At 64.9% G+C, this 20,769-nt stretch carries 18 protein-coding genes; 10 read left to right on the forward strand and 8 right to left on the reverse strand.

What is annotated here, in order from left to right; all coding sequences use genetic code 11:
- Positions 1-6: 6 nt before the first annotated feature.
- A complete protein-coding gene (locus J4G43_RS28925; RefSeq protein ID WP_208087054.1) occupies positions 7-804 on the forward strand; it encodes a substrate-binding domain-containing protein in 798 nt (265 codons plus the stop codon).
- A gap of 63 nt (positions 805-867) precedes the next feature.
- On the opposite strand, the gene J4G43_RS28930 is transcribed toward J4G43_RS28925, so the two are convergent.
- Positions 868-1,512 carry a GntR family transcriptional regulator gene (locus tag J4G43_RS28930; RefSeq protein WP_208087055.1) on the reverse strand — a complete coding sequence of 215 codons (645 nt, stop codon included), beginning with the start codon at positions 1,510-1,512 and terminating at the stop codon, positions 868-870.
- Positions 1,513-1,644: 132 nt separating this feature from the next.
- Between J4G43_RS28930 and J4G43_RS28935 the strand changes: the two genes are divergently transcribed.
- From J4G43_RS28935 to J4G43_RS28955, 5 genes are read left to right on the forward strand one after another with little or no spacing between them, the layout of a single operon-like run.
- Positions 1,645-2,763, forward strand: coding sequence for an ABC transporter substrate-binding protein (locus tag J4G43_RS28935; RefSeq protein ID WP_225005177.1), 1,119 nt, complete (start codon positions 1,645-1,647; stop codon positions 2,761-2,763).
- Positions 2,753-4,492, forward strand: coding sequence for an ABC transporter permease (locus tag J4G43_RS28940; RefSeq protein WP_208087056.1), 1,740 nt, complete (start codon positions 2,753-2,755; stop codon positions 4,490-4,492). The genes J4G43_RS28935 and J4G43_RS28940 overlap by 11 nt, the downstream gene beginning before the upstream one ends.
- On the forward strand, positions 4,485-5,588 hold the full coding sequence (locus J4G43_RS28945) for an ABC transporter ATP-binding protein (RefSeq protein ID WP_208087057.1): 1,104 nt from the start codon (positions 4,485-4,487) through the stop codon (positions 5,586-5,588). The genes J4G43_RS28940 and J4G43_RS28945 overlap by 8 nt, the downstream gene beginning before the upstream one ends.
- A complete protein-coding gene (locus J4G43_RS28950; protein ID WP_208087058.1) occupies positions 5,572-6,834 on the forward strand; it encodes a CaiB/BaiF CoA transferase family protein in 1,263 nt (420 codons plus the stop codon). The genes J4G43_RS28945 and J4G43_RS28950 overlap by 17 nt, the downstream gene beginning before the upstream one ends.
- On the forward strand, positions 6,831-7,736 hold the full coding sequence (locus J4G43_RS28955; protein ID WP_014494995.1) for an HpcH/HpaI aldolase/citrate lyase family protein: 906 nt from the start codon (positions 6,831-6,833) through the stop codon (positions 7,734-7,736). The genes J4G43_RS28950 and J4G43_RS28955 overlap by 4 nt, the downstream gene beginning before the upstream one ends.
- A gap of 74 nt (positions 7,737-7,810) precedes the next feature.
- Here the strand turns inward: J4G43_RS28955 and J4G43_RS28960 are convergent, their stop codons facing one another.
- From J4G43_RS28960 to J4G43_RS28975, 4 genes are all read right to left on the reverse strand, one after another.
- On the reverse strand, positions 7,811-9,904 hold the full coding sequence (locus J4G43_RS28960; RefSeq protein ID WP_208087059.1) for a methyl-accepting chemotaxis protein: 2,094 nt from the start codon (positions 9,902-9,904) through the stop codon (positions 7,811-7,813).
- A 138-nt stretch (positions 9,905-10,042) separates the two neighbouring features.
- Positions 10,043-11,254: an MFS transporter gene (locus J4G43_RS28965; RefSeq protein WP_208087060.1), complete on the reverse strand. Its 1,212-nt coding sequence runs from the start codon at positions 11,252-11,254 to the stop codon at positions 10,043-10,045.
- Positions 11,254-12,105, reverse strand: coding sequence for a 3-deoxy-8-phosphooctulonate synthase (gene kdsA, locus J4G43_RS28970; protein ID WP_208087061.1), 852 nt, complete (start codon positions 12,103-12,105; stop codon positions 11,254-11,256). Before kdsA ends, J4G43_RS28965 begins: the two co-directional genes overlap by 1 nt.
- A gap of 123 nt (positions 12,106-12,228) precedes the next feature.
- Positions 12,229-12,555: an NIPSNAP family protein gene (locus tag J4G43_RS28975; protein WP_208087062.1), complete on the reverse strand. Its 327-nt coding sequence runs from the start codon at positions 12,553-12,555 to the stop codon at positions 12,229-12,231.
- 184 nt (positions 12,556-12,739) lie between these two features.
- On the opposite strand from J4G43_RS28975, the gene J4G43_RS28980 reads away from it, so the two are divergent.
- The 3 genes from J4G43_RS28980 (at position 12,740) to J4G43_RS28990 (ending at position 15,559) form a co-directional block, all read left to right on the forward strand.
- Positions 12,740-13,414, forward strand: a complete 675-nt coding sequence (locus tag J4G43_RS28980) for a response regulator transcription factor (RefSeq protein ID WP_028156062.1) — start codon at positions 12,740-12,742, stop codon at positions 13,412-13,414.
- The gene (locus tag J4G43_RS28985; RefSeq protein WP_208087063.1) at positions 13,411-14,787 is read left to right on the forward strand and encodes a sensor histidine kinase; all 1,377 of its coding nucleotides are present in this window, start codon (positions 13,411-13,413) and stop codon (positions 14,785-14,787) included. The genes J4G43_RS28980 and J4G43_RS28985 overlap by 4 nt, the downstream gene beginning before the upstream one ends.
- Positions 14,788-14,896: 109 nt before the next feature.
- Entirely contained in the window at positions 14,897-15,559 is a 663-nt protein-coding gene (locus J4G43_RS28990; RefSeq protein WP_085404599.1) for a class I SAM-dependent methyltransferase, read from the forward strand.
- A gap of 4 nt (positions 15,560-15,563) precedes the next feature.
- On the opposite strand, the gene J4G43_RS28995 is transcribed toward J4G43_RS28990, so the two are convergent.
- From J4G43_RS28995 to tpiA, 3 genes are all read right to left on the reverse strand, one after another.
- Positions 15,564-17,195 (reverse strand): CTP synthase, encoded by a 1,632-nt coding sequence (locus tag J4G43_RS28995; RefSeq protein ID WP_208087064.1) that lies wholly within the window; start codon positions 17,193-17,195, stop codon positions 15,564-15,566.
- Positions 17,196-17,361: 166 nt separating this feature from the next.
- Positions 17,362-17,748: a preprotein translocase subunit SecG gene (gene secG / locus J4G43_RS29000; protein ID WP_208087065.1), complete on the reverse strand. Its 387-nt coding sequence runs from the start codon at positions 17,746-17,748 to the stop codon at positions 17,362-17,364.
- 140 nt (positions 17,749-17,888) lie between these two features.
- Complete coding sequence (gene tpiA, locus J4G43_RS29005) at positions 17,889-18,644, reverse strand: triose-phosphate isomerase (RefSeq protein WP_208087066.1); 756 nt, start codon at positions 18,642-18,644, stop codon at positions 17,889-17,891.
- 222 nt (positions 18,645-18,866) lie between these two features.
- Here tpiA and J4G43_RS29010 point away from each other — a divergent pair, with 222 nt between their 5' ends.
- Entirely contained in the window at positions 18,867-20,765 is a 1,899-nt protein-coding gene (locus tag J4G43_RS29010; protein WP_208087067.1) for a peptidylprolyl isomerase, read from the forward strand.
- Positions 20,766-20,769: the final 4 nt, after the last annotated feature.

Consider the following 20,769-nt stretch of genomic DNA (forward strand, 5'->3'; position numbering starts at 1 on the left):
ATGACGATGACATCGATATCAGCAACATTCCGCAACATTGCCTTCGGCGTTCTAACCGTCCTGTGGCTGACCGGCGCGGCCGAAGCTGCCGAGGTCCATGTGATGATCTCGGGCGGATTGACGGCTGCCTACAAGGCGCTCGTGCCGGAATTCGAGAAGGCCACCGGCAACAAAGTGCTGACGGAATATGGGCCGTCGATGGGGACGACCACCAATGCGATCCCGGTCAGGCTGGAGCGCGGCGACCCCGCCGATGTCCTGATCATGGTGGGCTATGCCCTCACCGACCTCGCCGGCAAGGGCAAGGTCGTGGCCGGCAGCCAGGTCGACCTCACCAGATCGCCGATCGGCGTTGCCGTGAAATCGGGTGCGCCGAAGCCGGACATCGGCTCGGTGGAGGCGGTCAAGCTCGCGCTGCTGGCGGCGAAAACGATCGCCTATTCCGATAGCGCCAGCGGCGTCTACGTCTCGACCGAGATGTTCGACAAGCTCGGCATCGCCGGCGTCATGAAGGACAAGGCACGAAAGATTCCGGCAACGCCCGTCGGCGAGATCGTCGCGCACGGCGAGGCCGAGCTCGGCTTCCAGCAGATCAGCGAGCTGAAGCCCGTGAAGGGTATCGATATCGTGGGACCGCTGCCGAACGAATTGCAGAAGATCACGATCTTCTCGGCCGGGATCGCGGCCGGCTCGAAGGAGCCCGAAGCCGGCCGTGCCCTCATAAAATTCCTCGCCTCCCCCGCCGCGCGCGAAGCGATCATCGCAAGCGGGATGGAGCCGATCCCGGCGGGGGGCGCGAATTGAGGCAGGCCTACTCCACGCGCTGCTCCTGACACGCCCTCAACAGATTGGCTTCGCCACTCTTAGTCAATCGGAGGCTGCTGAGGTCTTCTTGACCGGACCGAGATCGCGCGCCGGATAGTTGGCGCCGGATTCGACGATGTGTCGTCGCACTGCTGCAACGAGCGCGGCGAGATCGCGAGACTCGATCGCATCGACGATCTCGACATGGTGTGCAGCACTTCTCTGCAGCTCGGCGTTCGAGGGCCACAAAGCAATCGGCCCTGGTCTGGCGCGATTTCTGATTTCCACGATGAGGCTGGCGAGCGATTGGTTCGCTGCATGGCGATAGATCTCGTCGTGAAAGGCTGCGTTGGTATTTGCCTGATCCGCCTTGCTGCCGCGCGCCACAGCATCTTCGAAGATTTGCTGAGCCTGCTTGATCTTCTTGAGTTCGTCGGGGCCGATATTCGGTAGCGCCTGCCTTGCCGCTTCAACTTCGAGCAGCGTGCGGATCGCCAATATCTCGCGAACGACGTTCAAGTCGGGTTGCGCAACCCGGTATCCGCGATTTTCGACATGCGTCACCATCCCGCTTGCGGCAAGCTGGGTCAGCGCACTCCGGACGTCAAACCGTTTGGCAGCGAAGGCTTCTTCCAGGTCGATCTGGCGCAACCATTCGCCTGGCCGGTAGTCGCCTTGCAGGATGGCGGCACCGATTTCAGCCGCCAACAGCCTCTTCTGCTCCTTCCGTACTTTCATGGCTGCTTCCCTTTTTGGAGCGCTTGACTCACCACAACTATTGCGCACAAATTGGCGCCAATAAATGTGCATAACAAATCGCGACGACGGGAGGAACAGTAGATGTCCGGCATCGATCGTAGAAGCTTAATGGTGATGTCGGTTCTCGGCGCCACGATGGGGCTCCGGGGCACGGCCCAGGCGGCGCCGAACGGGTATCCCGAGAATTATCAGAAGATCATCGACGACGCCCATAACGAGGGCAGCCTCCTCATTTACTCGATTATGTCTCCGGAAAACTGGCGTCCCGTGATCGAGGGCTTCAACAAGCTCTACCCGAAGATCAAGGTCGAGACCCTGGATCTCCCCGCCTCCCGCGAGAGCTTCGAGCGATATCTGGCCGAGCGGAGCACCAACAGCCGCACCTGCGACCTCATCGCGACAGCCGATCCGGGCGGATGGATCGATTTCCAGGAGCGCGGTGAAGTCCTCGACTACGTATCGCCTGAAGCGAAGGCCTGGCCGGATTGGTCAAAGCCCTTTCCCGGCGTCTACACCGTCTCCTCCGACCCCATGGCGTTGATCTGGAACAACACGCTGGTGGCCGACGGCAAGCGTCCCAAGACACTTGCCGAGTTCGTCGAGCTTGCGGTCGCAAACGAGAAGACCTGGCGCAACCGCATCACCAGCTACGGCGTGCATCAAACAACATTCGGCTACGGCATCAGCTACGCGTTCGTGAAGAAGCACGGCGAAAAGGCCTGGGACTGGTTCGCCCAAATTGCGAAGCTTTCGCCCCGATTCGAGCGCTCCGGCGGCCCAATGACCGAGAAGGTCACCTCCGGCGAATACACCATGGGCTTCTTCGTTTCGGCCATCACCTTCTGGCCGCGCCTGAACGATCCGGCGCGGGCAAAGATCCTCGGCTGGAGCTTCATCGGAGACGGTCAGCCGGTCGTGCTGCGTGGCATCGCGATTCCGAAGGGATCGAAGAACGTCAACGCAGCAAAATTGATGCTCGACTACGTCGTCTCGGAGGACGGTCAGCGCGCATTCGGACGGGGCGGCCTGACGCCGGCACGCCCCGGTGTGAAGCCGGGCGACGGAATCCGCCACACCTACTCGTCGATCGTGGAAGCCGTCGGCGAGCAGAACATCTGCTACATCGGCTACGATCGGGACGCGGTGCGGGACTACGACAGCTTCCTCGCGCGCTGGAAAAAGACCTTCAATGTCGCTTGACGCAAGCAGCGCGCTGGGGTCGTCGGCCGCGGACGCTTTGCCGAAGCCGCTGCCCGGCCGCGATACCGTCATCCAGTACGGCATGGCGCTGCTGACCATTGTCCTGATCGCAGCGCCTCTCCTGCCCGTTCTCTATCAATCTTTCCTGGATCGTGCGCTCTACGATTCCGGCCAGCAACTGACGCTGGGCAATTTCGGGCGCCTGCTTCGCACCGACGGCTTCGCGCTCGTCATCTGGAACACGTTCGTGTTCGCCACCCTCACCACCGTGATTTCGCAGGCGCTGGGCACGCTGGCGGCGGTGCTGTTCGGCCGCACCGACATGCCGTTTGCGCGGTTGTTTGGCGAGCTCTTCCTGTGGCCGATCTATCTCTCGGCGCTGGTACTGTCGTTCGGCTGGTACACGATCTACGGACCGGCCGGCTACCTCACGCTTCTGGTTCAGTCGATCTTCGACGGCGCGCCCTGGAATCTCTACTCGCTGCCGGGCATGGCGATGATCGCGGGCGTCTCGCAAGCACCGGTCGCCTACATCTACTGCATGTCGTCGGCCTCGATCACCGATCCGACTTTGGAGGAAGCCGCGCGCGTGACCGGCGCCGGCACCTTGAGGACCTTGTGGCGGATCACGCTGCCGCTCCTCATGCCGGCGATCGCCTATAGTGCCGTGCTGAACTTCACTGTGGGACTGGAGCTCCTCGCGATTCCGCTGGTGTTCGGAGATCCCGCCGGCATCACTGTGCTGACCACGTTCCTCTACAACAACGGCGTGGCGTCGGCCCGCCCCGATCACGGGCTGGTGGCAACGGCTGCCGTGCTGATGCTTGCCGTCGTCTGCATGTTGGTGTGGCTACAAGGACGCCTGCTCGGCAATACAAGGCGCTTCGTCACGCTCGGCGGCAAGGCCACGCGACCGCGCCCTTTCCGCCTGAACAACCTGCGCTGGCCGCTTTGCATCGTCTCGGCGATCTACATCACCGCAACTGTCGTGATGCCGATCGGCGCGCTGCTGCTGCGCGCCTTCACGAGCCTGCTGTCGCCGATGGTGCCGATCAGCGAGGTGCTGACGCTCGGCAACTTCGCCAACATGCTCGAATACCCGGTCTACCCGCGTTCGATCTGGAACTCGCTGATCGTCAGTTCGGTCGGTGGCGTCGTCGCCACTGCGATGGTCGCCCTGATCGCCATCATCGTGCTGCGGTCCGACTTCCGCTGGCGTGGCGCGCTACACTACGTCGCGCTGTTTCCCCGTGCCGTGCCCGGCGTCGTCGCCGGCATCGGTTTCTTCTACGCGTTTGCGCTCGTGCCCGGCCTGGGCGGCCTCCGAAACACGATCTGGATTCTGGTTGCCGCCTTCACGATGCACTTCATTCCTGTGGGGCTCGGTGCGGTTGCTCCGATGTTGTTGCAGATGAGCACGGATTTCGATCGCGCCGCCCGTACGCAGGGCGCGGACTGGTGGACAACGAGTCGGCGCATCGTTTTGCCTTTATTGCGGCCGGCACTCGTTGCCTGCTTCATCATCCTCTTCATCACGTTCTTCAAGGAATACACGACAGCGATCTTCCTGTTTGCACCCGGCAGCGAAGTGATCGGGACCACGCTGCTCCAGGCATGGACACAGGGCGAGGTCGGCCTGGTGTCCGCGCTGGCGACCGTCCAGATCCTGGTGATCGGCGTCTGTGTCACGGCGGCGCGCGCTTTTCTCGGAGTGAAGCTTTATGGCTGAGTTGCTGATCGAGAACCTGCACAAGCGGTACGGACCGGTCAAAGCGATCGACGACGTCAACATCCACGTTGCCGATGGCGAGTTCGTCACGCTGCTGGGGCCGTCAGGGTGCGGCAAGTCCACAACGCTCGGCGCCATTGCCGGACTGGATCAACCGACGAGCGGACGCATCCGCGTCGGCGACAAGACCTATTTCGACGGCGAAAAGGGAATCTTCCTGCCGCCGGAAGCGCGCCATTGCGGGCTCGTGTTCCAGAGCTACGCTTTGTGGCCGCACATGACGGTCTATGACAACGTCGTGTTTCCGCTCAAGCTGCGCAAGGTATCGACCGCCGACTGCAAGCGCCGCGTCGAGGAGAGTCTCGCTCTCGTCGAGATGGAGCGCTTTCAGGACCGCTATCGGCATCAGCTCTCGGGCGGCCAGCAGCAGCGTGTCGCGCTCGCGCGAACGTTGGTCTACCAGCCCGAAATCCTCCTGCTCGACGAGCCCCTGTCGAATCTCGATGCAAAGCTGCGCGATCGCGCCCGGACCTGGCTTGCCGAACTGCGCACGCGCCTCGGCCTGACGACGATCTACGTGACGCACGACCAGGTCGAAGCGCTGGCTCTGTCCGACCGCATCGTGGTCATGAATGGCGGCCGCATCAGCCAGATCGGCTCGCCCCAAGAGATCTACACGCGGCCGGCAGACAGTTTCGTCGCCGACTTCATCGGAACGACCAATTTCCTGAACGGCGACGTGGTCGGGGCGCCCGACGGCGATGGACAGACACTGGTCAGTCTCGCCGATGGTCAGCGCGTTCTGATCAAGTCCGACAAACGTCCATCCCTGGGCGACAAGGTCACGTTTGCCTATCGCCCCGAGCAGATGCGCCTGGCGGCGGCCAACGATCAGGCGATCGGAGGTTCGATCGTCGAAGCCGACGTGGTCAGCCATTCCTATGTTGGCGGCCGATGGCAAATCGGATTGAGCGTCGGCGGAAATCAGATCCGCATCGAAACCCAGGAGGCAACGACTGACCGCCAGTTGCGCCTGTGGCTGCCTGTCACCGGCGGCATCCTGTTTACAGAACGGAACCATGGCAAATCCCACTGACGCCACCTCTCCCGAAAGCGGACTGCATCAGGCCGACTACACCCCAGGTGTCCGCGGCCCGCTGACAGGGCTCCGCGTCATCGACCTCTCGAGGCTGGTCGCAGGCAATCTGCTCACCCAGCATCTCGCCGACTTCGGCGCCGACGTCATCAAGGTCGAGCCGCGCGAAGGCGATACGCTGCGCGGCTGGCGCACCAAGGGTGTCGAAACCAACTGGAAGATCCATTCGCGCAACAAGCGCAGCATCTGCCTGGAATTCCGTCACGACGAAGCGGTGCCGCTGATCCGCAAGTTGGTTCCCGGCGCCGCGATGCTGGTCGAGAGTTTCCGTCCCGGCACGCTCGAGCAGATGGGGCTCTCGCCGGAGGAACTGCTGCGGCTAGAGCCCAAGCTCGTGATCGTTCGCATATCGGGATGGGGGCAGACCGGCCCCTACCATCGCCGGCCCGGCTTTGGGACGCTGGTGGAGGGCTTCTCCGGCTTCGCCGAGATGAACGGCTTCCCCGATCGTGAGCCGGTATTGCCGCCGATGTATCTGGCCGATGCCCTGTCCGGTCTCACCGGAGCGTTCGCCGCGATGGCGGCCCTTCGGGAGGTCGAGATCAACGGCGGAAAGGGACAGGTGATCGACCTGCCGCTGCTCGACCCGATCGTGAACTCGCTCGGGCCTCAGGCGGCAAATTACCGTTTGACCGGCGTGGTCAAACCGCGCAGCGGGAGCCGCTCGAGCGGCTCGGTACCGCGCAATGTCTACCGCACGCTCGATGGCGGCTGGGTCTGTCTGTCGGCATCCACGCAAGGCATGGCGATGCGCGTGCTACGTTCGATCGGCCGCCCGGAGCTCTGCGAGGATCCAAAGTTCAAGACCAACGAGCAGAGGCTAGTCCATGTCGCCGAACTCGACAAGATTATCGGTGATTTCATCGCGACACGAACGGTGGACGACAACGTCGCCTTCTTCGAGGCGGCCGAGGTCACGATCGGTCCGGTCAACGACACCGTCCGCTTGATGAACGATCGCCACGTGCAGGCCCGGGGACTGCTGGCCGACTATCCCGACGAGGACATGGGAACGTTCCCGATGCACGCCGTCCCGGTACGCCTGTCCGAGACGCCCGGAAGCATCCGGACGCCTGCGCCACGCCTCGGTCAGCACAGCCGCACCATCCTGGCCGAAGCCGGCCTCAGCCCTGACGACATCGATGCCGCCCTCGCCTCGGGCGTTGTGAAGGAAACCAGCACATGACAGTTGAACGAAAATTCCCGGTCTGGCGCTCTGCGCTGTTCGTACCCGCGAACGTCGAGCGGTTCGTGGTCAAGGCCGTTGAGCGCGGCGCGGACGCGCTGATCATCGATCTCGAGGACAGCGTGCCGCTGGCTGAAAAGGCCAACGCTCGAAAGCTGATCCCGGGCATCGTGAAGCGCTTTCGCGACACCGGAAGTTCGGATGTCATGGTGCGGATCAACCAGCCGCTCGAATTGGCGGTGCCCGATCTGGAAGCGGCTGTCATCGCCGGCGTGGACGCGATCAAGATCACCAAGGTCGAAGGCGCCGAGCATCTGCGCCTGCTCGACGAGATGGTGACCAGACTGGAGATCGAGCGCGGATTGCCCATCGGCAAGATCTGGTTTGTCGGCCTGATCGAGGCGCCCGGTCCTCTCTCTAGGGCTCACGAGATCGCGCGATCGATCCCGCGGCTGGCCGGCATTTCACTGGGTGCGGAAGATTATGCCACCGCCATCGGCGCCAAGCCGACGGAGGAAACTTTGTTGATGCCGAAGCAACAGGTCGTGCAGGCAGCCCGCGCCGCCGGCATCATGCCGCTCGGCACCATCGGCTCAGTCGCCGATTTCTCCGATCTGGAAGGATACACAAGGATAGTCAGGCGCTCTGCGGACTTTGGCTTCGTGGGCTCTGCCTGCATCCATCCGTCGCTGGTGCCGATCCTCAACGAGGGTTTCAGCCCCTCCGCCAAGGAGGTGGCGGACGCCGAGCGCGTCGTTGCGCTCAACAAGCAAGCGGCAGCCGAGGGACGTGCATCCTTCGCCATCGACGGCAAGATGATTGATATTCCGATCGTGCAGCGAGCCGAAGCGCTGCTCGAGCGCGCGCAAGCAATCGCCGCCCGCGCGCATCGCCCTCGTTGATTGTGCTACCCCAGCGCGGCGCGAAGCGCCGTCTCTGGGGGCCAAGGACGATTCGATAGAGCGCGCGCCAGCCCTTACGCCACCGCCCTCACCTTGCTGATGAAGCCGTCGACCTCCGACGTCAGCGAGGTCGACTGGCTCGACAGGTTGGCGGCGGCCTTCAGCACGCCGGACGCGGCGCGGCCGGTCTCGTTCGCCGCTGACGATACGGTTGCGATGTTGCGGGTGACGGTCGAGGTCGCTTCCGCCCTGTGCTGCACGGTGTTTGCGATCTCGGCGGTGGCCTTGTTCTGCTCCTCGATGGCGGCGGCGATGACGCGGTTGATGCTCGAGACCTCCTCGATGGTCTTGACGATGCCGTCGATCGCCGAGACCGCCTTCTGCGTCGCCCCCTGTATCTCCGTGATCTGGGCGCTGATCTCTTCGGTCGCCTTCGCCGTCTGGGAGGCCAGGTTCTTCACCTCGCTCGCCACCACCGCAAAACCCCTGCCGGACTCGCCGGCACGCGCTGCCTCGATCGTCGCGTTCAGTGCCAGCAGGTTGGTCTGGCCGGCGATCGAGGTGATGAGGCCGATGACCTCGCCGATGCGATCGGCGCCGTCGGCAAGCGCGCGCATAGTGCTGTCGGTTTCCTTGACGGTGACGACCGCCTGCTCGGTGGCGCGTGTCGCCTGCTCGACCTGACGGTTGATCTCGCGGATCGAGGCGTTGAGCTCCTCCGCAGCAGCCGCCACGGTCTGCACGCCGCCGCCGACCTGGTCGGCCAAGGTCGAGGCCGAGCCGGCCTGGGTCTGGGCCTCGGCTGCCGTGCCCGACATCGAGCGCGCGGTCGTCTCCAGCTCGCCCGAGGCGCTCGACAACGTCTGTACCATCTGGCCGATGCGGCTCTCGAATTGCCGCACGAGGCCGGACAATTCGGATGCACGCTTCTCCTTGTCGGCGCGCTCGGCTGCCTGGTCGCCGGACAGGCGCTCGGCGTTGATCATGGCCTCCTTGAACACCTGGAGCGCCGCGGCCATGCGGCCGATCTCGTCGTTGCGGCCGAGACCCGGCACCTCGCCGGCGAAATCATGCGCCGCGAAACGGGTCATGACACCGGTGATCGCGGTCAGCGGCCGGGTGACGCGGTTGCGCATCAGCATCAGCCCGCCGATCGTCAGCGCCAGCGAGGCCGGCACCAGCAGGCCGAACAGGATCAGGCTGAAGCGGGCGCGCGAGGCGCCCTCCTCGGCCCGCGAGATCATGTTGGCGAGCGCGGTTTGGGTGACCATGACGACATTGTTGGCGCCGACGAGCTGACGATCGCGGTAGTCGATGCCTGCGACGCCGGCGGGCTCGCCGGCGAGCAGCTTAGTCGCAATGGCATTGCGTTCGTCGCTGAGCGCGCCGGAGATTTCCGGCTCGGCGTTACGGATCGCCTGCAACAGCTCGGGCGAGGCCACATTCGGGCTGAGATCGCGCACGACCACCCAGGACTGCTGGATGCGGCCGCGCAGATCGGCGAAGGTTACGCCATCGGCGGCGGTCCAGGTCTTGTTGGCGAGGATCGAGGAGAACTGGACGAGAATGGTCTGGCCGGCGTTGGCGCGGGCCTGCCAGGAGGCCTGCTTGGCGATCAGGAGGCGATCGACCACGGGATCGATCAGCGTCATCGCGTTGTCGACATGGGCGGTGACGTCGCCGATCGCGTCCATATAGGCGTCGCTGATCTTGGCCCAGCTCGGTTGCAGGTTCGCGTCACGCGCCGCCTTCTCCTGCTTCAGCGCAGTGACCGCGCGCGGCCGCAGCTCCTCGAGCTGCGCCCAGATGCCGCGGAGCTTGTCGAGCTTTTCGGCAAGACCGGGCGCTTCAGCGGAAGCGAGGCTCTGCAAGGCCTGCGCGTAATTCTTCTGCACCGTGGCTCGCTGCTCGGCGAGGCTGTTCATGACGGTGTCGGGCGCGGGGGCGGCCGACGCCAGATAGCTCAGCGTGTCACCGCGCTCCAGGCGAAAAATCACGAGCGTATTGGTCAGGTCGCGGCTGGCGACCGCGAGCGAGACGATGCGGTTGCTGTCCGAGTAGCGGGTGACCGCGAGCTTCAGCGCATAGGCACAGATGACGACGAGAACGAGACCAAGAGACCCAACCACCGCCCCGAGGATGCGGGCGACCGAACGCTGCTTTTGCATCGACTGATCCATATTGCCGCCAAGACGCGGTTCGCGGGCAATCTACGGAGCGAACGATGAGATTTGATTTAAGATTGAACGGCTTTGGCTACCAATCTCTTCCGGGAAAATACGGAAACCGGTAGTTCGATACTCCCCTCAGACCCGTGCGTCCGAGGGTGCCCGCTGCTTGAGCAGCCGGGCGCAGACGAGACCCAGCACCACCATGATCGCGGCGCTCGTGAGCAGGGTCGAGACCTTGCCACCGTGCTGGAGGCCAAGGCCATAGGCGATCGGGCCAACGGTCTGCCCCATGAAGAAGAAGAACGAATGCAGCGACATCGCCGTTGCCCGCGCCCCGATCGACAGCTCGCTGGCGAACACCTGCAGGCAGCCGTGGATCATGTAGAACCCCCAGCCCATCGCCAGCATGCTGGCGAATTGCAGCTTCCATCCGGGACCGAAGGCGAGCACGCCGAGCTGCAGTCCGACGAGGCCTGCGCCCGCAATCATCATGCCCCTGACGCCGAGCCACGGCAGGAAGCGTGAGACCGTGAAGGTGTAGAACAGTCCGCCGATCGCAAAGCCCGCGATCACGATGCCCGCGATCGACGGCGACTTCTCGCCGAGATCGAACAGCAGCGCGGCGATGAACGGAAACAGGCCGAATACGCAGCAGCCCTCGACGAAGACCGCCGAGTAGCAGTAGCGCGTGTTGGGGTTGGCGAAGATGGTCCGGTAGCCCTGCCGCAAGGCCTTCAGATCGGTCTTCGGCGGCGCTGTCAGCGCGGCGCCGCGAAAGCCCGCGGCCACCGCAACGGCCGCGATCAGGCCGAGCGCGCCGAGCATCATGAGCACACCGCGCCAGCCGATGAGTTCACCGATGATGCCGGAGGCGGTCGCACCGAGCAGATTGCCGGTCATCGAACCTGCAAGCGTGCGGCCGATCGCGACCTGCCGCTTGGCGGGCGCAACAAGGTCGGCGGTCAGGCCGAGAGCGACCGGAAACACGCCACCGGAGGCGATCCCGGCGAGGATGCGACTCGCGAACAGGCCCGAGAAGGTGGTCGCGACGGCGCCAAGAATGCAGGAAACGCCAAGCAGCGCCAGGCACAGCGTCATCAACCGCGCCTTGCCGAACAGATCGGCAGCCGCTCCGATCACCGGCTGAACCAGCGCGTAGATCAAGGCGTAGCCGGCCGCGATGCTGGCGGCCGTCGTGATACTGATCGAAAAATCTTCCGCGACATGCGGCAGGACGGGATCGAGCGCGCGCGTGGACAACGCCGCCGAGAAGCTCGCGAGCGCGATGATATTGATCGCGGGCGGAAACTTCTGGTCGGACGACGGCCCGGTCGCAGGCGGGGACATCAGCGCGTTGTGCTTTTCGTCACCGCGTCGAATGCCATCAGCGTGCGGATCAGCCCTTCGAACTCGCGCAGCGGCACCATGTTGGGCCCGTCCGAGGGCGCGCGGTCAGGGTCGGGATGGGTCTCGATGAAGACGCCGGCAACGCCGACCGCGACGGCTGCGCGCGCCAGCACCGGCACGAACTCACGCTCGCCGCCGGAGGACGTCCCCTTCCCGCCCGGCTGCTGCACCGAATGGGTGGCGTCGAAGATCACGGGCGCACCGGTGGTGCGCGCCAGGATCGGCAGCGCGCGCATGTCGGAGACCAGCGTGTTGTAGCCGAACGAGGCGCCGCGCTCGGTGACGAGCACGTTGGGATTGTTCGCGGTCGTGATCTTGGTCACGACATTGGCCATGTCCCAGGGCGCGAGGAATTGCCCCTTCTTGACGTTGACGACCTTGCCCGTCGAGGCGGCCGCCAGCAGCAGATCGGTCTGCCGGCACAGGAAGGCCGGGATCTGGAGGATGTCCACGGCTTGCGCCACCTCGGCGCACTGCGCGGCGTCATGCACGTCGGTCAGGACCGGCAAGCCGAGGGAGGCGCGGATCTCGGCGAAGATCGGCAGCGACTGTGCGAGCCCGAGACCGCGCGCTGCCGACGCGCTGGTGCGGTTGGCCTTGTCGAACGAGGTCTTGTAGACGAGACCGATCTTCAGCCGCGCGGCGATCTCCTTCAGCGCGGAGGCCACCTCCAGCGCATGCTGGCGGCTTTCGAGCTGGCACGGCCCGGCAATGATCGAGATCGGCAGATCATTGCCGAACCTGACCGTGCCAATGGTGACGACCGGCGCTGCTGAATTCGAAGAGCTCAAGGCAAATTCCCTCGTTTCGCCGCGACCATAGCGGCGATGAGGGGCGGATCAACCCCATTCAGACTGGGCTGTCAGAATATCAGGGTTGCGCCGGGGGTCCCGGCGCGCGCCGCGCGGGAGCCGCTACTTGACCGACGAGAAGGCGGTCGGCGTCAGGATCTGGCTGACGATGTTGCCGACGATCTGGCCGTCTTCCTCGGTTTTCGCCCGCGCGGAGATCCAGTCCGGATCGCTCTGAAACGCCGTCCACTTCTTTTCGCGGTCGGCGAGCGAGTCCCAGGCGAGGAAATAGGTCAGCTCCTGGTTAGAATCGCCGATCAGCGTGGTGAAGAAGCCGGCCTGCTTGATGCCGTGCTTCTCCCAGAGCTTCAGCGTGACCGTCTCGAAACGCTTCAGGAGCGCCGGCAGGCGGCCGGGCACGCAACGGTAGATGCGCATTTCATAGATCATTCTTGTTCCTCCCTGATGACGTCGGGGGTTATAACGGCTGGCCGTGACGGTGTCTTCGGCCCTGCCCGATACCGCCCGCGGCGTCTGGCGCATGGCTTGCCGGCCCCGATCGCCCCCGGTTCCCGTAATGCTGCCGCAATGATACTGCCGCTACAACGCCTCGGTTGAGGCTCAGGTGCGGATCATGCGGATTTTGCTCGTCGAGGATGAAGCGGAGATGGCCGGGGCGCTGGCCTCGGCGCTCAAGCGGTACGACATGATCGTCGATCACGTGCCAACGCTCGCCGAGGCCGAAGAGGCCATTTCCGCCGACGTGCACGCCGCCGTGCTGCTCGATCGCCAGCTGCCCGACGGCGACGGTCTTGCCCTGATTCCGAAACTGAGAGCGCGCGCCGACGGTGTGCCGATCATCGTGTTGACGGCACGCGGCGAGCTCGCCGATCGCGTCGCCGGGCTCGACAGCGGGGCGGATGACTATCTGGCAAAACCATTCGCGGTGGAGGAATTGCTGGCGCGCCTGCGCGCGGTGTTGCGCCGGCCCGCCGGGCTTCAGCCCGACATCATTCGCGCCGGCCGCCTTGCCTTCGACTTCGGCCATCGCGAGGCGAGCGTCGACGGGGCTCCGCTCGAACTGCCGCGGCGGGAGCTCCTTGTGCTCGAAGCCCTGGTCCGCCGCATGGGCCGGACCGTGCTGCGATCGGCGCTGGAGGAAGCGGTCTACAGTTTCGACGACGAGATCCAGTCGAACGCACTCGATACGCATGTCTCGCGGCTGCGCCGCAAGCTTGCCGAAGCCGACGCGCACGTGGAGATCCACGGCATCCGCGGCGTCGGCTATCTGCTGAAGAAACTGCCGTGAGCAGGCACGCCGACCCATATTGCCTGCGCTCTCGGCTGAGCTGGCGCCTGCTTTCGCTCCAGGCCGCGCTGTTCGTCGCTTTGGTCGTCGTCATCATCGGCGCGCTGTGCGCTACAGGATTCGTGCTGGTCCAACGGGACGAAGACCGCGTGATCGACGTCGTGCAGAGCGCGCTCGCGCGCGACGCAGCCGGCGGCCTGACGCTGCGGCCGACGGCTGAGCTGAAAGCGTTGCGCGAGGAGGCCCCCGACCTCTGGTTGCTGGTTCGCGACAGGCAGGGGCATTCGCTCAGTGAAGGCTCCGTACCGGCTGAATTCGCCGGGATCGGCGGCGCCCTCGACCAGATCAGCCAGGCGCGGCTCGGCTGGCAGCTCCTCGAGGACGATCCACGCAAGCCGGCGGCGCGGTTGAAACGCATCGACACGGCCGCCGGCAACGTGCAGGTCATCACGGCGACGCAGGGGAAGCTCAGCGGCGCCAAGGCGGTGTTCACGACGTCGCTCGTGTTGCTGGGCATCGCGCTCCCGGGCCTGCTGTTGATGGGGACCGCGACGTTCATCGCGACGCCGATGGTCGTGCAGCGCGCTTTCAGAGGATTGGACGCGACCGCAGACCAGGCCCGGCGGATCGATATCCATCAGCGCGGCGCGCGGCTGTCGGTGGAGCAGATTCCGCTTGAGGTCGTACCGCTCGTGGCCGCGGTCAATGACGCTCTCGCGCGGCTCGATCAGGGTTACGCCCGCCACAAGCGCTTCGTTGCCGACGCCGCGCACGAGCTGCGTACGCCGATCGCGATCCTGAACACGCGCCTGGAGTCATTGCCGTCGGGGCCGGACAAGACGCGCCTGATCGAGGATGCGGCGCGGCTCGCGACGCTTGCCGAACAATTGCTGGATATCCAGCGGCTCGACCGTTGCGGGCATCCATTCGTGCCGGTCGACCTGGTCTCCGTCGCGCAAGGCGTTGCCGCCGACCTCGCACCGCTGGCGATTGCGGCTGGCTATGAGCTGTCCTTCGACGCACCGGCGGCGCGGATCGACGTACTCGGCGACGCGGCCGCGCTCGAACGCGCGCTGACCAACCTCGTGCAGAATGCCATCCAGCACGGTCCTCGCCGCGGCACGATCGTCATTCGTGTCAGCCGTCCCGCCAGCATCGAGGTCACCGACGAGGGCGCGGGCATTCCGGCCGATCAGCGCGAGCTGATCTTCGAGCCGTTCTACCGGCTCACGCCGCTCGATCGCGGCGCCGGCCTCGGCCTCAACATGGTGCACGAGATCATGCTCCTGCATGGCGGTCACGTTTCGGTCCTCGACGGACCGCACGGCGGTGCGTGCTTCAGGATGACGCTGCCGCCCCTGCAACAGGGCTGATTCAATTCGTCTCTGCGTTCCAAGCGCAATGCTGTCGCAATGCGCTCAGGCGACTCTTCGACCGCCTCACCTCTGATTTGCGAGGCGCAATCGAAATGCCGGAGTGCGCATGCCCAACGATTTCCTCTCATTCTTCCTGTCCTGGATGTCGGCCCCGCGGCGGGTCGGCGCGATCGCGCCTTCGGGCGCTGCCCTTGCCGATCTCATCACCCGCGAGATCACCGCAACGACAGGCCCGATCCTCGAGCTCGGCCCCGGCACCGGCGCTTTCACATACAAGCTCCTGAAACGCGGCGTGCGCCAGCAGGACCTCACGCTGATCGAATACGGTTCGGACTTCACCAAGCTCCTGCAAATCCGTTTTCCCGGCGCGCGCGTGTTGTGGATGGATGCGGGACGGCTCACGACGGAGCGGCTCTATGACGGCGCGCCGGTCGGCGCCGTGGTCAGCGGCCTGCCGCTGCTCAATATGTCGACGCGCAAGGTCGTCTCCATCATCGGCGGTGCGTTCCGTTACGTCCGCCCGGGAGGCGCGTTCTATCAGTTCACCTACGGGATGAGCTGCCCCGTGCCGCGGCCGGTACTCGACCGGCTCGGCTTGCGGGCAAAGCTGGTGGATCGCGCCTTGCTGAACGTGCCGCCGGCCGCCGTCTACAAGCTGACGCGACGGCCGCAGATGAAGATCGTCACGGGAACAATTGCGCCTGATGCCTCAATGCCGGTCGCGCCAGCGCCGATGCACCTCGTGCGCGACTACACCGCCGCGCCCTGAGGCATCACACCAGCCGCGACTGCACCACCGCCGCCTGGATGAACGAGGCGAAGAGAGGATGAGGCTCAAAAGGCCGCGACTTCAGCTCGGGGTGGAACTGGACGCCGATGAACCAGGGATGATCCTCGTACTCGACGATCTCCGGCAGCACGCCATCGGGCGAAAGGCCGGAGAATTTCAGCCCATGCTGCTCGAGGCGGTCCTTGTAGGCGGTGTTGACCTCGTAGCGGTGGCGGTGGCGCTCGGAAATCTCGGTCGCGCCACCATAGACCTGCGAGACGCGGCTGCCGCGGTTGAGCGCCGCGGGATAGGCGCCCAGACGCATCGTGCCGCCGAGATCGCCGGCCTTGGAGCGCTTCTCGAGCTCGTTGCCGCGCAGCCATTCGGTCATCAGGCCGACCAGCGGCTCCTTGGTCGGGCCGAACTCGGTGGAGTTGGCGTCCTCGATGCCGACGAGGTTTCGTGCGGCTTCGATCACCGCCATCTGCATGCCGAAGCAGATGCCGAAATACGGCACGTCGCGCTCACGCGCGAACTGCGCCGCACGGATCTTGCCCTCGGCACCGCGCTGGCCGAAGCCGCCCGGCACCAGAATGCCGTTGACGTGTTCGAGGAACGGCGCGGGATCTTCCTTCTCGAAGATCTCGCTCTCGATCCAGTCGAGATTGACCTTCACCTTGTTGGCGATGCCGCCATGCGAGAGCGCCTCGATCAGCGACTTATACGCATCCTTCATGCCGGTATATTTGCCGACGATGGCGATGGTGACGTTGCCTTCGGGATTGCGAACGCGCTCGTTGATCTGCTGCCAGCTTCGCAGCTCCGGCGGAATCCGCGAGCCGATGCCGAAGGCGGCGAGCACTTCGTCGTCGAGGCCCGCGTTGTGATAGGCCTCGGGCACGGCGTAGATGTTGTCGACGTCGCGCGCCTCGATCACGGCGCTTTCGCGCACGTTGCAGAACAGCCCCAGCTTGCGCCGCTCTTCCTTCGGGATCTCGCGGTCGGTGCGGCAGAGCAGGATGTCCGGCTGGATGCCGATCGAGCGCAGCTCCTTCACCGAGTGCTGCGTCGGCTTGGTCTTCAGCTCGCCCGCGCTCGGGATGTAAGGCAGCAGCGTCAGATGGATATAGACGGCATGATCGCGCGGCAGCTCGTTCTTGAGCTGACGAATCGCCTCGAAGAAAGGCAGGCCCTCGATGTCGCCGACGGTGCCGCCGATCTCGACCAGCACGAAGTCGTAATCGTCATTGCCGGAGAGGACGAATTCCTTGATGGCGTTGGTGACATGCGGAACCACCTGGATGGTCGCGCCGAGATAATCGCCGCGGCGCTCCTTGGAGATGATGTCCTGGTAGATGCGCCCGGTGGTGATGTTGTCCTGCTTGGTCGCAGGCCGGCCGGTGAAGCGCTCGTAGTGACCGAGATCGAGATCGGTCTCCGCGCCGTCATCGGTCACGAACACTTCGCCGTGCTGATACGGCGACATCGTTCCGGGATCGAGGTTGAGATAGGGGTCGAGCTTGCGGAGGCGGACCTTGTAGCCCCGGGCTTGCAACAGGGCACCGAGTGCCGCTGAAGCCAGACCTTTGCCGAGCGAAGAGACCACGCCGCCGGTGATGAATATGTACCGCGCCATGGGACGTAACCTCTAATCCCTCGAATTCGATTCGCCAAAGCGATTCGTATTCCGCCCCAAATAATTTGCGGGCCTGTGGGTGAGCCAAAACTAAGAGTGGTGACAGAGCCTTGATGGGGATTTTTGATGCAGGACGGTAGAAGCCGCCCTGCATGGCCCCCCTGCTTTATTGCGAGCGCGGCACCTGCGGGCCGGCTGGCGCCTGGTTCTGCTGCTGTTCGTCGGCCTTCTTCAGCGAATCCAGGATGCCGCCCGAGGTCGGCGGCGCGATCGGGGCGCCTCCGGCCGGCTGGGTCTGGGACGCCGGCGTGCCGATGATCGACGAAGGCGCCCGGTTGTAGCCGGCATGCCAGGACAGGAACAGGCTGGTGAGGAAGAAGCCCCCAGCCAGGATCGCGGTGGTCCGCGTCAAAAGGTTCGCGGTGCCGCGGCTCGACATGAAGCCTGCGCCTCCGCCCATGCCGAGGCCGCCGCCTTCCGACTTCTGGAGCAGGACGGCGCCGATCATGACGGCGACGATCATGAGGTGAATGACGATGACAACAGTCTGCATAGTGTCCTTCCGTCACAAGCCGACAGCGCCGAGACGGCGGCCGATCGCGCTTCGCGGGTTTTCCTGAAGTTGCGCGGTGTTACACGATCGGAAGAGGCATTGCCACCCCCCGATCGGCCACGGCCGCGCATTGAGATTAGCTAGGGGCAGCCCTTCGCAATCGCAAGGAAATCGGCCGCCTTCAGGCTGGCGCCGCCGACCAGCGCGCCGTTGACGTTTTTCACGGACATCAGCTCGGCCGCGTTCGACGGCTTGACCGAGCCGCCATAGAGGATGCGCATCCTGGCCCCGTCCGCCCTGAACCGGGAGGTCAGGAGTTCCCGGATAAAGCCATGAATCTGCTCGACATCCTGGGCCGTCGGAGTCAGGCCGGTGCCGATCGCCCAGACCGGCTCATAGGCCACGACCAGGTTGGCGGCGGTCGAGCCGTCCGGCAGCGAGCCGTCGAGCTGGCCGCGCAGGATGTCCAGGGTCTGGCCGGCATCGCGCTGGCCCTGCGTCTCACCGATGCAGACGATCGCGGTGATGCCGGCGCGCCAGGCGGCCTCGGCCTTCTGCCGGATCAGGGCATCGCCCTCGCCGTGGTCGGCGCGACGCTCGGAATGGCCGACGATGATGGCGGTCGCACCGGCATCGGCCAGCATTTCGGCTGCGATATCGCCGGTATGGGCGCCGGAGGCCTTGGGGTGGCAATCCTGCGCCCCCATCGCGACCTTGCTGCCGCGCGCCTTGTCGGCGAAGGCCGCGATCAGGGTCGCGGGCGGGCAGACCAGCAGGTCGGCCTTGGCGGCCACCTCTGCCGCGCCTTTGAGCATGGCGTCGAATTCGGCAGCCGAGCCCTTGAGGCCGTTCATTTTCCAATTGCCGGCGATCAGCGGTCGGATGGCGTCGGTCATGTCAATTTCCAGCAAAATGAGGTTTGTGCATGCGCTAGCAGAGCTGTCGCGGCAGTTCCAGAGAGCTAAGGCTTTTAACCGCAGCGTCGAGGGACCGCGTGGCCTGAGGTTGCGGGGGGAAAGCCGCCACTTTATGATGATTGATCAATTTGGTGACGCGCTTTTGCGGAATCTGCATTAAGACGCGCTCCCGTTCCCCTCCTGCCAAACAAGTTGGACCAAATGCTTCGAGGAATGCGCAAGGCCTCATCAAACTGGCTCGGCAAGTCCATTATGGCCGTGGTGATGGGCGTGTTGATCATCAGTTTCGGCGTTTGGGGCATCGCCGACATCTTCAAGGGCTTCGGGCAGTCCACGGTGGCCAAGGTCGGCAGCACCGAGATTTCGTTGAACGAGTTCCGGCAGACCTATACCGACCGCTTGCAACAGATCAGCCGCCAGTTCGGCCGGCCGCTGACGCCTGACCAGGCGCGTGCCTTCGGCCTCGACCGCCAGGTGCTCCAGCAGACGATCGCGGAAGCCGCCCTCGACGAAGAAGCCCGCCGGCTCGGGCTCGGCCAGTCCGACGAGCAGATCCGCCAGGTCATCATGAACGACCCCAACTTCAAGGGCGTCGGCGGCAGCTTCGATCCGAACCGCTTCCAGGCCGTGATCCGCAATTTCGGCTATACCGAGCAGCGCTACGTCTCCGAGCAGCGCAAGGTGTCGCTGCGCCGGCAGATCACCGGCACGATCGGCGCCGGCCTCGAACCGCCGAAGGCCATGATCGACGTGCTGACGCGCTTCCAGAACGAGCAGCGCGCGATCGAATTCGTCAGGCTCGACGCCGCGCAGGCCGGCACCATCGACGCTCCCTCGCCCGAAGCCCTCGCCGCCTATTTCGAGGATCACAAGGTCCAGTTCCGCGCGCCCGAATATCGCAAGATTTCCTTCGTCGTGGTCTCTCCGGAAGAGATCGGCAAATGGAGTGAGGTCTCCGACGAGGACGCCAAGAAAGTGTTCGACCAGCGCAAGGACCGGCTCGGCACGCCGGAGAAGCGCCAGATCCATCAGATCGTATTCCCCAACGCCGCCGAGGCGCAGGCCGCACGCGAGCGCCTCGCCGGTGGGATGTCGTTCGAGGACCTCGGCAAGGAGCGCGGGCTGAGCACCTCCGATGTCGACCTCGGGCTCGTGACCAAATCGTCGCTCGACCCCGCGGTCGGCGATGCCGCCTTCGCGCTTCCCGCAGGCGAGATCAGCCAGCCGATCCAGGGTCGTCTCGGCACGTCCATCGTCAAGGTCGACAAGATCGAGCCGGGCAATGAGGCGAACTACGCCAGCCTTGCCGGCGACATCAAGCGCGAGATCGCCACCGAGCGCGCCCGCGTCAAAGTCAACGATCTCCGCGACAAGATGGAAGACGAGCGCGGCGGCGGCGCCAGCGTGATCGACGCGGCGCAGAAGCTCGGCCTCACGGCCGTGACCATCGACGCCGTCGATCGCTCCGGCCGTGCCCCGAACGGCCAGCCAGTCACCAGCATCCCGCAGGGCCTCGACGTGGTGTCGCAGGCCTTCAACACCGATGTCGGCGTCGACAACGACGCGATCTCGTTCAAGGGCGGCTATGTCTGGTACGACGTGCTCGCCATCACGCCCTCGCGCGACCGCAATCTCGACGAGGTGCGCGACCAGGTCGAGGCGCGCTGGCGCCAGGACCAGATCGCCGCCAAGCTGAAGACCAAGGCGACCGAGATGGTGCAGAAGCTCGAACAGGGCGGCAAGCTCGCTGACGAGGCCGCCGCGATCAACGCCAAGGTCGAGACCGCCTCCGGCTTCAAGCGCGACGACTCGCCCGCCGGCGTGCCCGCCAACGTTGTTGCAGCCGCCTTCCGCACCGCCAAGGACGGGGTCGGACAGACCGCCGTGAGCGGCGGCGGCGAGGTGATCGTCTTCCGCGTCACCGACATCGTCGAACCCGCGGTCGACGCCGCGTCCGACGCGGTGAAGAAGCTGAAGGACAGCCTCGACCGCGCGTTGACCGACGAGCAGGTCGCCTCCTACGTCAACAAGCTTGAAACCGACATCGGGACCACCATTAATCAGGCCGCCTTCGCGCAGGTGACCGGCGCGAACCAGTGAATTG

This window comes from Bradyrhizobium barranii subsp. barranii, assembly GCF_017565645.3.
GTDB classification, from domain to species: Bacteria; Pseudomonadota; Alphaproteobacteria; order Rhizobiales; family Xanthobacteraceae; genus Bradyrhizobium; species Bradyrhizobium barranii.

Coding starts and splice junctions, on each gene's coding strand:
- J4G43_RS28925 (WP_208087054.1), top strand. CDS start 7: ATGACATCGATATCAGCAACATTCCGCAACATTGCCTTCGGCGTTCTA.
- J4G43_RS28935 (WP_225005177.1), top strand. CDS start 1,645: ATGTCCGGCATCGATCGTAGAAGCTTAATGGTGATGTCGGTTCTCGGC.
- J4G43_RS28940 (WP_208087056.1), top strand. CDS start 2,753: ATGTCGCTTGACGCAAGCAGCGCGCTGGGGTCGTCGGCCGCGGACGCT.
- J4G43_RS28945 (WP_208087057.1), top strand. CDS start 4,485: ATGGCTGAGTTGCTGATCGAGAACCTGCACAAGCGGTACGGACCGGTC.
- J4G43_RS28950 (WP_208087058.1), top strand. CDS start 5,572: ATGGCAAATCCCACTGACGCCACCTCTCCCGAAAGCGGACTGCATCAG.
- J4G43_RS28955 (WP_014494995.1), top strand. CDS start 6,831: ATGACAGTTGAACGAAAATTCCCGGTCTGGCGCTCTGCGCTGTTCGTA.
- J4G43_RS28960 (WP_208087059.1), bottom strand. CDS start 9,904: ATGCAAAAGCAGCGTTCGGTCGCCCGCATCCTCGGGGCGGTGGTTGGG.
- J4G43_RS28965 (WP_208087060.1), bottom strand. CDS start 11,254: ATGTCCCCGCCTGCGACCGGGCCGTCGTCCGACCAGAAGTTTCCGCCC.
- J4G43_RS28975 (WP_208087062.1), bottom strand. CDS start 12,555: ATGATCTATGAAATGCGCATCTACCGTTGCGTGCCCGGCCGCCTGCCG.
- J4G43_RS28980 (WP_028156062.1), top strand. CDS start 12,740: ATGCGGATTTTGCTCGTCGAGGATGAAGCGGAGATGGCCGGGGCGCTG.
- J4G43_RS28990 (WP_085404599.1), top strand. CDS start 14,897: ATGCCCAACGATTTCCTCTCATTCTTCCTGTCCTGGATGTCGGCCCCG.
- J4G43_RS28995 (WP_208087064.1), bottom strand. CDS start 17,195: ATGGCGCGGTACATATTCATCACCGGCGGCGTGGTCTCTTCGCTCGGC.
- secG (WP_208087065.1), bottom strand. CDS start 17,748: ATGCAGACTGTTGTCATCGTCATTCACCTCATGATCGTCGCCGTCATG.
- tpiA (WP_208087066.1), bottom strand. CDS start 18,644: ATGACCGACGCCATCCGACCGCTGATCGCCGGCAATTGGAAAATGAAC.
- J4G43_RS29010 (WP_208087067.1), top strand. CDS start 18,867: ATGCTTCGAGGAATGCGCAAGGCCTCATCAAACTGGCTCGGCAAGTCC.